Raw genomic sequence first — 12442 nt, 5'->3', positions numbered from 1 at the left:
GGTTATACAGAAGACCAGGAAGGAGGCTAGGAGGTAGCAGCCAGCCGAGTGGCGGGGAAAGTACAGCGAAATAGCGAACCTTCGCCAGGGTGCGATTCAACCTGAAGCTGAGCATCATGGCGCAGCAGGATATGCTTAACGATGGCAAGACCAAGCCCAGTACCGCCTGTCGCGGTACTCCGGCCTTTATCAACCCGATAAAAGCGCTCCGTTAGCCTGGGGAGGTGGACAGGATCGATGCCCTCTCCATCATCTTCTACTTCTATACATCCGCTTCCATCTTCCATGGGCGCCCAGCGCAGTATAATTTGGCTACCCTCTGGGGTATATCGCACCGCATTGAAAGCCAGGTTAGAAATGGCGCTACGTATTTCCTGCTCGCTCCCTATGAGCTGGGCGTCACTTTCAATAGCAACACGGACAACATGCTTACGGTGCGATAGCGCCAATGCATCCTGGCAGACGCTATTAAGCAATTGCTCAACCGACAGCGCCTGATGGTCTTGCCCGCCTTGATCAATTTCCAAGCGTGACAAAAGCAGCAGGTCGTTAACCAGATTTTGCATGCGCTGCGTCTGGTCCTGCATTTGCTCGATCCCCCTGCCCAAGCGAGGCGGAAGCTGCTCAGCCAAGTCACCATAGGTTTCGAGGTAGCCAGAAAGAACAGTAAGCGGCGTACGCAGCTCATGGGAGACGTTGGCCACGAAGTCTCTGCGCATCTGCTCAAGGCGGTGCAAACGAGTGATATCCCGCGCCATCACCAGGCGCTCATCGTCGCCATACAAGGTAATTTGGTATTGCAGAATGCTGCGCTCATCAATGGGTGAGGTCAGCGTAAGCGGTTCGCTGTAATCGCGGGCGTTGAAGTAGCTGATAAAGCGTGGGTCACGCAACAAATTGGTAATGTGCTGGCCACGATCGTGCGCGGTTTGTAGGCCCAGCATATCTGTCGCTGCACTGTTCCACCACTCCAAATCACCGTGGCGGTCGAGCATTACCACGCTGTCGCGCATGGCCTCTGAGGATTCCTGGATACGCGCAAGCGTAGACCGCAATCGACCTTGTGTAATGCGCTGGCTTTTTTGGTAGCGGTAAAGACGATCAAGCAAATCCCCCCACATGCCACCCGCAGCCGGGGGCTCGTTATGAGGATTAAGGGTTAACCATTGAAAGAGGACGCGCAACTGGCGTAAATGGTAAAAAAGACAAACGGCCAACCCGGCTGCCAAGCCAAGGCCCGCTGAGCCTAGCAGCCACCCCAGGCAAACACCTATGGTCGCTAACCAGGCAATACGCCAAAGCTCACGGCTCCATAGGCGCACAGTTACACCCGGGCTGAGAAACGATAACCGGTACCCCGTACCGTCTGAATCAGGTTTTGATGCACATCGCCTAACGCCTTACGCAAGCGCCGAATATGTACATCCACTGTGCGTTCTTCAACATACACATTGCCGCCCCATACCTGGTCCAGCAGTTGGCTGCGCGTATAGGCTCGCTCCTGGTGGGTCATAAAGAACTGCAGCAGGCGATATTCAGTGGGCCCCATTTCCAGCGCCTTGCCATGCGCACTAACACGGTGGCTGACGGGGTCGAGTAGAAGGCCGTTAATTTCAATGGGGTCTTCTACGCCACGCGGGGTAGTGCGTCGCAATACGGCTTTCAAGCGCGCGACCAACTCACGGGGCGAGAAGGGTTTGGTGATATAGTCGTCCGCGCCCGCCTCAAGGCCTTGAATCTTATTGTCTTCCTCACCCTTGGCGGTGAGCATAATAATCGGCATTTCGGCGGTGGCTTCTTCACGCTTAAGGCGTCGCGCCAACTCAATACCACTGGTACCTGGCATCATCCAATCCAGAAGCAGTAAGTCAGGCTGATGGTCAACGACTAACGCGTGGGCATCCTGGGCGTTATCCGCTTCAAGCACGCGATAGTCAGCCATTTCCAGCGCCACTGCGATCATTTCGCGAATAGGTGCTTCATCATCGACAATCAAAACGGTCTTGGCGGTCATTCCAGGGCCTCACGGTGCTCAATGAAAGGTAATTCAATGACATCTCAGTGACAATAACACCATGACTTGATGACACTTATATGACAATAGCCAATAACAAGAACGAATGACAGGCGCTAATCACGCTTTGCTAGAGCGGCCCGGCCACTGGCCACCAACTTAGCGCAATGCCGGCAAAAACCAGCAGCCCTGACCAGTAGTTATTCAAAAAAGCCTGAAAACACGGGTCGCGTTCACGATGCCGAATCAGGCGCTGTTGATGAATAAAGGTGGCCGCCATACCGGCAAGGCCCAGCCAGAAAAAACCACCCAGCCCCACACGAACACCCACAAAGGCTAACAGCACCAACGTCGCCAGTTGCAGTAATCCAATCATCAAGCGGTCTGCACTGCCAAACAGCACCGCCGTTGATTTAATACCAATTTTTAGGTCATCGTCACGGTCGACCATGGCGTATTGGGTATCGTAAGCAACCGTCCACAGTACGTTCGCAAAAAACAGCAACCAGGCTTCCACAGGTACATATCCCAGCACCGCCCCAAACGCCATGGGGATTGCCCACGAAAAAGCCGCCCCCAGCACCACCTGAGGAAGATGGGTGTAACGCTTCATAAAGGGGTAGATAAACGCCAGGATCACGCCACCAATCGACAGCAGCACCGTAAACCAGTTGGTCAGCAGCACTAACACAAACGCAACAGTGACCAGCCCAATAAACAGCAGTTGGGCTTCGGTTTCACTGATTCGCCCCGTCGCCAGTGGACGTTGTTTCGTGCGTTTAACGTGGCCATCAACATGGCGGTCAGCGTAATCATTCACAACGCAGCCAGCAGCGCGCATAACATAAACACCTGCCACAAAAATAAGCAGCACGTTGCGGCCAGGCACCCCGTTTGTAGCCACCCAAAGCGCCCATAAGGTAGGCCACATCAATAGCCAGGTACCAATGGGGCGGTCCAGGCGCATTAAGTGTAAAAAATCAGCGACTCGCGCCCATCCGACTGGCCGCAACAAAGAACGATCCATGCCTACCTCACGTAAAGAAGAGATGCCGAGCAAGCCTACCGCGAAGACAAACGAAGGTCATCTGCCATGGTGGATAAAAAGTACTCTTGTACGAGTAGCGATAACCCACCATGTTGAAACACTGAGCGCCGCCCCCAACAACTTTTCACGCCAGCATCCTGAGGGAAGGCAAAACGTGGCGCACCCCTCGTGGCTTCAAGCGGGCCGCGTACTAAATCTGGCTGGCGAAACAGCCAACTGCCCAGCGAGCGCTCACCCAGTTGCTCCAATCGCTGACCTTTTAGCTGTGTTAAGGGGGCAACCGAACGTGCGACCACCCAAGGGTTATCACCCACGCACAGGGCGACCTCCCTTAACCAGGCATAGCGACGAAGCTCAATCCCCAACGCCTGCGCTTCATCATGCAGAGGCACGCCGGCGCCTTGGCGCAGCAGGCGAACACGGAATGGTTGCCCTGCGCCTGCCGCTTGCAAGCGAGCCGTTAGTGAATCCGTAGACGCAACCCACTCCCACCAGGCAGCGCTCATGGCGGGGCGTAACGCAGCCACGGGCTGCCAAACAGGAAAGGCATGCGTTTGCCGAAAAGAGGACGTCACCACCAGATACTCCTGGGCAAAAAACAGAGAAGCTAGTGTAACATGGTGGTCTTAAAAGCTTTTACGACACCGATTATTTGGGGATGGCATGCCTGCATCACATCCGGTTAGCAACCCGACTGGCCACGCTGAGTTGATCATCATTGGCACCGGCATGGCAGGCATTGGGCTTGCCCGTGCGCTACGCCGCCAAGGCGATAAGCGCTCGATTATTTTGGTGAGCGCAGACAGCGGCGAGGACTACAGCAAGCCGCTGTTATCTACCGGCTTTGCAAAACGCCTCTCGCCCCACCAGTTGGCCAGGCATTCAGCCGCGGTACTGGCCGATGAGCTGGATGCCCATGTGCTTACCCATACGTCAGTAGAACACGTGACACCAGACACGCACACTATACAGCTTAGTGACGGGCAAACACTTGCCTACGATACGCTGGTGCTGGCGACCGGTGCTGAATCCCGAGTGCCTTTTGCCATTCCAGAAAGCGTTGCTCGCTACTGCTTTACCATTAACGATCTCGACGACTATCGCCTGTTCCATCACGCGCTGAACGATCGCCCCACGCGTATTGCCGTTATCGGCGCAGGATTAGTCGGCTGTGAATTTGCCAACGACCTGCAGGCAGGTGGCCATCAAGTCACCCTGATTGCTCCAGAGGCCATGCCGTTACCCAGGCTATTACCAGAACCGCTGGGGTTTGCGCTGAGTGATGCCTTTCAGGAAGCCGGTATAAAGCTTGCGCTTCACCGCACGATTAAAGAGTTAGCCCCGAATAATGACAGTACGATTCGTCTAACGCTTAGCAACGATGACACCGTCAACGCCGATATTGTTTTACTGGCAACCGGCCTTACGCCAAGAACCGCGCTGGCAAAGGCCGCCGGGCTTGCCGTTTCACCACAAGGTATTCAGGTAGACCGATATCTGCGCACTTCGCACCCGCATATTTATGCCTTGGGCGATGTTGCTTGTATAGAAGGCCTCAATGCCATGTACGTCCAGCCATTACAAGCCAGTGCCAAAGCACTCTCGGCAACACTTGCCGGCTCACCAACGCAGGTCAGCTTTGGCGCCTGGCCCATCATTGTGAAAACGCCGCTATTGCCCGTAGTGGTCTATCCACCTTCGGCGATGCCCGAACGCTGGCGAATTGAGGGCGAAGGGGGTGATATGACGGCGCTTGCCGAAGATAAAGACGGGAATTTAGTCGGTTTTGCGTTGACAGGCGGCTGCGTGAGACGGAAAGTGGAGCTTTCCCGAGCAGCTCCCACACTGCTGGGCTGATTTTTATCGCGTTCACGTCTAGGCTGGATAAGCTAGCTTGGCCTAGTGAGTGCTTTTAACAACACCACGATGCTTTACGCTTACTTTTAATGAGGGAATTTCCTATGCGCAAACCTGAACTCGCCGCTGCCATCGCTGAGGGTGCCGACCTATCCAAAGACAAGGCAGGCCAAGTCCTGAATGTTATTCTGGATGAAATCACCAACAGCGTTGCGAAAGGCGAAGATGTGGCATTGATTGGTTTTGGTACCTTTACCGTACGTGAGCGTGCAGCACGTACCGGAAAAAACCCGCAAACGGGTGCTCCTTTACAAATTCCGGCCAGCAAAAATGTTGCCTTTAAGCCGGGTAAAGCGCTTAAGGACGCCGTTTCCTAATGAAACTCAAGCTGACGCTGTGGCTATTGAGCCTAATGCTCAAGCGTGCCCTGCGCCGCAAGCCGCGCTTTCGTGAACAGCTTGAAAGGATGCGCCACCTAGACTGGGGCATTGCAACGGAAGACTTGAGCATTGCTCGCTACTACCGGATGACCCCCAAAGGGGTCTCTTCAGGTAAAGGCCTGCCAGTCGATTTGGATCTTGAATTGCGCTTTCGCGATCAGGAAGCCGCATTACGTATCCTTAGAAAGCCAACGCAGCAAGCTTTCCTCGATGGAATGCTCAACGGCGAGGTACGCCTTGTCGGTGACTCCACCGATATGAACAAGCTGCAAAAACTGCTGAAGTATTTGTAACGCTTTTTCAGCGGTTCTACCCGCCACCCGTAGGTGGCGGGTTCCTACGCGTTTCACCTGCCCTCCTCCCACCATAATGTTGGCACAGCGCCAGGGGCAAACGTGATCGTAACGGCCGGACGTACCGACAAGCGTGACTGGCTGCACCGTTTGGGGCTCAAGACCGTACTGAATCACCGCTTTCCTGATTACGCCAGGCAACTCAATAACACGGCGCCTTCTGGTATTACGCGCAATTTTGAAAATATCGGGGGCAGCGCTCATTGGGTTGCTCAATGGCGATAATATAGGCAAGCGTGTGGTCGAATGGTAGGAGCTTACCTGCTCTAAAACGCATAACGTGATAACCCCAAAACCATAGCAACGAACCAGCTCCATGGCTTATACTAAAGTCTAACAACGACTGACAATAAGAGCGTCTATGCCTATTTCACTGCCGCTTCGGCGTCTTTGGACACTTGATAAGTTTGCCTATAGCCTGCGCGTTTTTATCGCATTCAGCGCAGCCCTGCTATTTAGCCTTTATCTTGGCGACATCGCCCTGGTAATACCGCTGTTTCTGGGCATTATCGCCTGCGCGCTCTCCGAAACCGATGACAGCTGGCAAGGCCGCTTACAGGCGCTGCTGGTAACCCTGGTATGTTTTACCTCAGCCTCATTTATCGTGCAGTGGCTGTTTCCTTGGCCATGGCTGTTTGCGCTGGGGCTGGGAATATCCACGTTCACCCTCATCATGTTGGGCGCTATCGGCCAGCGATACGCCACGATTGCCTCAGGCACGCTGATTTTATCGATCTACTCAATGATCAATATTGAGCAGCACGGCGGTGTGGATGCCGATGTGGCCTCACGCCAGTTGCTGCTGTTGGCGGGTGCGGCCTGGTACGGGGTTATTTCCGTTGTCTGGTGTGTTCTTTTTTCTCGTCAACCCGTCAAGCAGAGCATGGCGCGCGTGTACAAGACGCTGGGCGAGTTTCTGATTCTTAAATCAGCGCTGTTTGAACCCGTACGCGGGGTCGATGTAGAAGCCCGTCGCGTGGCGCTGGCACGCCAGAACGGCAAAGTGGTGGATGCCCTCAACCAGGCAAAAGAGATGATTTTTCGTCGTCTGGAAGGCCAGCGAGGAAGCCAAAAGCTTAACCGTTACCTGCAGATATACTTTATTGCGCAGGATATCCATGAACGGGCAAGCTCGACCCATTACCCCTACAGCGCCCTCACCGAAGCATTTTTTCACCATGACGTACTGTTTCGCTGCCAGCGGCTTTTGGATCAGCAGGGCCGTGCCTGTCGTCAGTTAGCCAAATCGTTACTGCTTAAGCGCCCTTTTGACCATGAGCAGAGTGAACAAGCCTTGGCCGACCTTAGGGCCTCTATCGATAATTTGAGCGAACGCGGCAAACCCGAATGGCGCAAACTGATGCGCCCGCTTAATGCGCTGGCGGACAACCTCGCGACGCTCGAAGCACAGATCGCCAGTGCTCATAATCCGGATACCACCAGCGACCGCGGAGATAGCGCGCTCTATGATCGCTCGCCCTCCAGCCTGCTGGAAGCGTGGAAGCGAGTACAGCTCAACTTTACGCTTGGCTCCCCCACCTTTCGCCACGCGGTACGCCTGACAACCGCGCTCATGGCGGGCTACGGCCTGCTTCAGTGGCTGGACCCCGAACAAGGCTTCTGGATTTTGCTGACTACCCTGTTTGTATGTCGGCCTAACTTCGCCACGACGAGACGCTTTCTTTCCCAACGCATTTTGGGCACGGTACTTGGCCTTACGGCAGGCTGGGTGTCGATCAGCCTGTTTCCCCAGCCAAGCGTTCAGAGCGTAATCGCGGTGGTCGCTGGCGTCACCTTTTTTGCCAACCGGGAAAAACGCTATGTCGTGGCGACAGCCTCCATCACTTTGCTGGTGCTGTGCAGCTTTAACCAGGTAGGCGACGGCTTCGATCTTATCTGGCCGCGCCTGTTTGACACTTTAATTGGCTCGCTGATTGCAGGGCTAGCGGTGTTTTTTATTCTGCCCGATTGGCAGGGCCGCCGGCTGTATCGGGAAGCGGCGAAGACAATTACCAACCACCGCCGCTACCTAAATGAAATTATTCATCAATATGAAGAGGGCAAGCAGGACGACCTTGCGTACCGCTTGGCACGGCGCAATGCCCACAATGCCGATGCCGCACTTTCTACCCTGCTCACCAATATGCTTCACGAGCCGGGCCACTACCGCAAACAGGATGCCGATAATGGCCTACGCTTTTTGGTGCTCTCCAATACGCTGCTTAGCCACCTCTCGGCCCTGGGCGCCCACCGGCACCGCTTGCTGGAAGGCGAGGATGACGCCGCCTTGATGCCATCCGCTAAACGGATCAGCGAACTTCTGGACCAGCTTGCCGAGCAGTTGGACAAGCGTCAGCTGGTTGCACCGCTCAATGAGCCCGTCAGCGAGCTACTCACACAGTTGGATGAGTCCGGCGCGGCGAACCCGGACGAACAGGCCATGGTGATGTATCGCCCTATTCAAAGCCAACTACGCCTCATCACCGAACAGCTAGCACCTTTGGGCGAGGCGGCTAATCGCTTGACCCGCACATCAACCTCCATCGAGGAAGCTACCCGTCCTAACGCTAGCGTTTAAACGCATCGTGACTGACCGCTACACCTGCCCGTAGCGGCCTGCGGCTTCGCCCAACCACCGCCGCACTAGTACGGCGGTTATTTGCGGTTCGCTTTGCAGCTCGCACGCTAACGCGGTGACGCGCTCTAAAAGGTCAGCATCGCGCTCCAGGTCGGCAATTTTCATCTGCGCTAGGCCCGTTTGCCGGGTGCCTAACACCTCGCCCGGGCCGCGGATTTCCAGATCTTTTTCAGCGATACGGAAACCATCGGTGGTCTCACGCATGACACTTAGGCGCTGGCGGGAGCTTTTGGAGAGCGGCGGGTGATAAAGCAGTACACAGAAGCTTTCCGTGCTCCCTCGGCCCACGCGACCACGCAGTTGGTGAAGCTGGGAAAGCCCCAGACGTTCCGGATTTTCAATAATCATCAGGCTGGCGTTAGGTACATCTACTCCCACTTCAATCACCGTGGTGGCTACCAACAGATCCAGTTCGCCCTCTTTAAAAGCAGCCATCACGTCGGCCTTCTCGCTGGCCTTCATTCGCCCGTGGATCAAGCCAATGGCAAGCTCCGGTAACGCATCGGTTAGTTCCTGACAGGTGACTTCCGCCGCCTGGCACTGCAGCACTTCGGACTCATCAATCAGCGTGCACACCCAATAGGCCTGGCGACCATCGCTGCAGGCACGGCGAATCCGCTCAACAACCTCCGGGCGGCGCTCATCAGACACCACCACGGTTTTAACCGGCGTACGCCCCGGCGGTAGCTCATCAATCACCGAGACATCCAGGTCCGCATAGGCGCTCATGGCCAGCGTGCGAGGAATAGGTGTCGCGGTCATGATCAACTGATGTGGCGTTAACCCACCCGCTTCGCCTTTTTCACGCAGAGCCAGGCGTTGGTGAACCCCAAAGCGATGCTGTTCATCGATAATGGCCAGCCCCAGGCACTGAAAATGAACATCGTCCTGGAATAGCGCGTGGGTGCCAACCACCATACGTGCGCGGCCATCGGCGATGGCTGCCTTGGCATCCAGGCGGGTTTTGCCCTTTAATTTTCCCGCAAGCCAGGCGACTTCAATGCCCAGTGGCTCAAACCACGCTTTAAACGCCCGATAATGCTGCTCAGCAAGGATTTCCGTAGGTGCCATTATTGCCGCTTGGCAATTGCCTGCCAGGGCCGCTAGTGCTGCCATGGCGGCCACCACGGTTTTCCCCGATCCCACATCGCCTTGCACCAGGCGCAGCATGGGGGCAGGGCGGCTTAAATCCAGCGCAATTTCCTCAAGCACTCGCCTCTGGGCCCCCGTTAAGGCAAACGGCAGTTGGGCTAAAAAGCGTGCCTGAAGGCTGCGCCCGGAAGGCAGCTGAGGGGCGCCGTCGGCCTGAATACGCAGGCGCACTTCACGCAGGCTAAGCTGATGCGCTAAAAGCTCTTCCAACGCTAAACGGCGCGTGGCGGCATGCTGGCCGCTGGTCAACTTTTCGATGTCCACATCAGGCGGGGGTTGATGCAGCAAATGTAGGCAGGCGTGCAGCCCCGGCAGGTGAAAACGCTGACGCAGCGCGTCAGGAATGACATCGGGTAGCGCTTCGGGCGCGCTATCCAGTAGGCCAAGCGCTTGCTGCGTCAATGCTCGCAAGCGGGCTTGATTCAAGCCTTCGGTGGTGGGGTAGATGGGGGTAAAATACTCATCGACCGGCGTTTCACCCACCGTATTCAAGCGATATTCGGGATGATAAATTTCTAGCCCGGTGGCCCCAGCCCGCGCTTCTCCAAATGCACGAACCGAAACGCCCGGGTGTAACTGCTGCTGTTGGGCAGGCGAAAAGTGGAAAAATCGTAGGCTTAGAATACCGCTACCATCGCGCAGGCGCACCAGCAGGCTTCTCCGTCGCCCCTTAACAACGTCCGAGGCAGTCACTTCACCCTCAATCACGGCTTCCTGCCCAGCGCGTAGCAGGCCGATTGGCGTTAATCGAGTGCGATCCTGATAGCGTAGCGGCAGGTGAAAAAGCAGATCGCTCACGTGTTCAATGCCCAACCGCGAAAGCTTGAGCGCCAACGCTTCACCAACGCCTTTAAGCGCAGTGACGGGGCCATTAAGATCGCTCATGAGCGCGCTTTACCCTTTTGGGCAGGCTGCTTGCACTGGCTGATGGCATCCACCAGGGCATCGATCGCTTTAGGGCGCGGGAAGCTGGCTCGCCAGGCGATCGCTACCGTCCGTGAAGGGGCAGGGTCTACAAAGGGCCGACTCTCAAGCATCGCGTTTTCATACTGATCGGTGCCTAACGCTGACTGCGGCAATACGGTAATGCCTAGCCGTGACGCCACCATATGCCGAATGGTTTCCAGCGAGCCACCCTCGGCAATCAAGGTGTTATTAGGGTTGTTAAGCTTTTGGCTAATCGCCGGGCACGCCTCAAGAATCTGGTCTCTAAAACAGTGGCCTTCACCCAACAGCAGCAAGCGCTCTTCCAGCAGCTCCTCTTTACGAATAGCTTCGCGCTCTACCCAGCGGTGATTTGCCGGTATCAAGACTTCAAACTGCTCTTCGTAAATAGGCTTGGTCACAATATCGGTGTCCGTGAACGGCAGTGCCACAATAATGACATCCAGCTCGCCATTTTTTAACTTGGCACGTAACGTTCCGGTCATACCTTCTTCAATATACAGCGGCATTTGCGGCGCAATATCGGCAATCGCAGGAATCAGGTGCGGAAACAAGTAGGGACCAATCGTGTAAATAGCTCCAATGCGTAGTGGATTGGATAGCTGATCCTTACCCGCGCTGGCCATTTCATAAATCAGCCGGCTTTGCTCCAGCACGCGCTGGGCCTGAGCAATGATCTTCTCGCCAAGGGGGGTTACCTGAATCGTGGATTTGGAGCGCTCAAACAGCGGTATATCAAGCTCCTCCTCCAGTTTTTTCACCGCCACAGAAAGCGTGGGCTGCGACACATGGCAGCGTTCAGCCGCGCGACCAAAGTGGCGCTCCTGGGCAAGGGTTACGATGTAGCGAAGTTCTGTTAAAGTCATAACGGCGCCAGTGGGCATCCTCTCGTAGCAGCTCATGACGAATATCATGGCAGTCAGCGGGACGAAAAGGGACAGGAAATCCTGATGACGATGTCACATCTCGCAGCGAGTTTGTATCCAATAGGGAATATTTATCAAAAGGAGTGGACAAGGTGAAGCTAACGATACTGATTATCGGTTGTGGTGATCTCGGCATTACCTTAGGACGCGAGCTGATTGATGAGGGGCACCGCGTCATTGGCGTACGTCGTAAAACAGCTGTTTTAAAAGACACCGGCATTGAACCCCTGGCGCTTGACCTTAATGATCTTGATGAGGCCAATGCATCTGCACTCCCCCAAGCGGACTACGTCATTTATAGCGTAAGCGCTGACCGCTTTGAAGAGAGCGCCTACCAAAGCGCCTATCCGGACGGTCTAAAACGCGTACTGAGCGTGATGGAACAGCACAAAAAATCGCCTCGTCGGGTCTTTTTTGTCTCCTCTACCAGTGTATATGGTCAGCAGGAAGGCGAAGAGGTGACCGAGGATAGCCCAATCGGACCCACCAGCTTCTCCGGTATGCTGATGCATGAAGCGGAGCAACTGCTGCTTAACCATCCGCTACCCGGCACCGTGGTACGTTTTTCAGGCATTTATGGGCCTGGCCGTGACCGCTTGATTCATCAGGTAGCGGAAGGCCGTATCGCTGCGGTTACGCCCGTTATCTACTCCAACCGCATTCATCGGGATGACTGCACCGGTATTCTGGCGCATTTAATTCGCCGTCAGGAAAACGGTCAATCGCTGGCGGAACTTTACCTGGGTAGCGACTGCGAGCCGGTCACGCTGCATAACGTGATGGCCTGGATCGGCAAGCAACTGAAGGTGGAGTCAACCGATACCATGCAATCGCCGCTGCGCCGCCGGGCCAGTAAGCGCTGTAACAACCAACGTATCCTTGAAACCGGCTATCAGTTTAGCTACCCCAGCTACCGTGAAGGTTACGCTCAGATACTCAAAGAGGGCGGCTTTTTAGAGACTCAGAAAGCCTGATTGAAAAACTCCGGGTAAAAAAGCGTTACTTCAGATAGCGAAGCAGCCGATAGCAGATGAGATAATCAATACGCAAACACCGACTGGGCGCTAAA

At 55.3% G+C, this 12442-nt stretch carries 12 protein-coding genes; 6 read left to right on the top strand and 6 right to left on the bottom strand.

Annotated features, from left to right (window positions below; all coding sequences use genetic code 11):
* Positions 1 to 26 precede the first annotated feature (26 nt).
* The 4 genes from phoR to ACT3TY_RS03310 all read right to left on the bottom strand — a co-directional run bounded on the left by phoR (position 27) and on the right by ACT3TY_RS03310 (position 3640).
* Positions 27 to 1322, bottom strand: a complete 1296-nt coding sequence (gene phoR, locus ACT3TY_RS03325; RefSeq protein WP_444627332.1) for a phosphate regulon sensor histidine kinase PhoR — start codon at positions 1320 to 1322, stop codon at positions 27 to 29.
* Positions 1323 to 1324: 2 nt separating this feature from the next.
* Positions 1325 to 2014 carry a phosphate regulon transcriptional regulator PhoB gene (phoB, locus tag ACT3TY_RS03320; protein ID WP_087110299.1) on the bottom strand — a complete coding sequence of 230 codons (690 nt, stop codon included), beginning with the start codon at positions 2012 to 2014 and terminating at the stop codon, positions 1325 to 1327.
* 130 nt (positions 2015 to 2144) lie between these two features.
* A complete protein-coding gene (ubiA, locus tag ACT3TY_RS03315; RefSeq protein WP_444627331.1) occupies positions 2145 to 3041 on the bottom strand; it encodes a 4-hydroxybenzoate octaprenyltransferase in 897 nt (298 codons plus the stop codon).
* A 35-nt stretch (positions 3042 to 3076) separates the two neighbouring features.
* The gene (locus tag ACT3TY_RS03310) at positions 3077 to 3640 is read right to left on the bottom strand and encodes a chorismate--pyruvate lyase family protein (RefSeq protein WP_444627330.1); all 564 of its coding nucleotides are present in this window, start codon (positions 3638 to 3640) and stop codon (positions 3077 to 3079) included.
* 85 nt (positions 3641 to 3725) lie between these two features.
* On the opposite strand from ACT3TY_RS03310, the gene ACT3TY_RS03305 reads away from it, so the two are divergent.
* From ACT3TY_RS03305 to yccS, 5 genes are all read left to right on the top strand, one after another.
* Positions 3726 to 4919, top strand: coding sequence for an NAD(P)/FAD-dependent oxidoreductase (locus ACT3TY_RS03305; RefSeq protein ID WP_444627329.1), 1194 nt, complete (start codon positions 3726 to 3728; stop codon positions 4917 to 4919).
* A 104-nt stretch (positions 4920 to 5023) separates the two neighbouring features.
* The gene (locus tag ACT3TY_RS03300; protein ID WP_009098191.1) at positions 5024 to 5296 is read left to right on the top strand and encodes an HU family DNA-binding protein; all 273 of its coding nucleotides are present in this window, start codon (positions 5024 to 5026) and stop codon (positions 5294 to 5296) included.
* A complete protein-coding gene (locus ACT3TY_RS03295) occupies positions 5296 to 5652 on the top strand; it encodes a hypothetical protein (protein ID WP_193057292.1) in 357 nt (118 codons plus the stop codon). The genes ACT3TY_RS03300 and ACT3TY_RS03295 overlap by 1 nt, the downstream gene beginning before the upstream one ends.
* 102 nt (positions 5653 to 5754) lie before the next feature.
* Positions 5755 to 5937 (top strand): hypothetical protein, encoded by a 183-nt coding sequence (locus ACT3TY_RS03290; RefSeq protein WP_444627327.1) that lies wholly within the window; start codon positions 5755 to 5757, stop codon positions 5935 to 5937.
* A 136-nt stretch (positions 5938 to 6073) separates the two neighbouring features.
* The gene (yccS, locus tag ACT3TY_RS03285; protein ID WP_444627326.1) at positions 6074 to 8290 is read left to right on the top strand and encodes a YccS family putative transporter; all 2217 of its coding nucleotides are present in this window, start codon (positions 6074 to 6076) and stop codon (positions 8288 to 8290) included.
* An 18-nt stretch (positions 8291 to 8308) separates the two neighbouring features.
* Here yccS and recG read toward each other — a convergent pair whose 3' ends face one another.
* Positions 8309 to 10387 carry an ATP-dependent DNA helicase RecG gene (gene recG / locus ACT3TY_RS03280; RefSeq protein ID WP_087110284.1) on the bottom strand — a complete coding sequence of 693 codons (2079 nt, stop codon included), beginning with the start codon at positions 10385 to 10387 and terminating at the stop codon, positions 8309 to 8311.
* Positions 10384 to 11313, bottom strand: a complete 930-nt coding sequence (locus tag ACT3TY_RS03275; RefSeq protein WP_444627325.1) for a LysR substrate-binding domain-containing protein — start codon at positions 11311 to 11313, stop codon at positions 10384 to 10386. The genes recG and ACT3TY_RS03275 overlap by 4 nt, the downstream gene beginning before the upstream one ends.
* 152 nt (positions 11314 to 11465) lie before the next feature.
* On the opposite strand from ACT3TY_RS03275, the gene ACT3TY_RS03270 reads away from it, so the two are divergent.
* A complete protein-coding gene (locus ACT3TY_RS03270) occupies positions 11466 to 12347 on the top strand; it encodes an SDR family oxidoreductase (RefSeq protein WP_444627324.1) in 882 nt (293 codons plus the stop codon).
* Positions 12348 to 12442 lie beyond the last annotated feature (95 nt).

It is taken from the genome of Halomonas sp. AOP22-C1-8 (assembly GCF_052378905.1).
Classification (GTDB): Bacteria; Pseudomonadota; Gammaproteobacteria; order Pseudomonadales; family Halomonadaceae; genus Vreelandella; species Vreelandella citrativorans.
The sequence above is the reverse complement of the archived record's forward strand: the minus strand, read 5'-3'. Positions and strand labels throughout refer to the sequence as shown.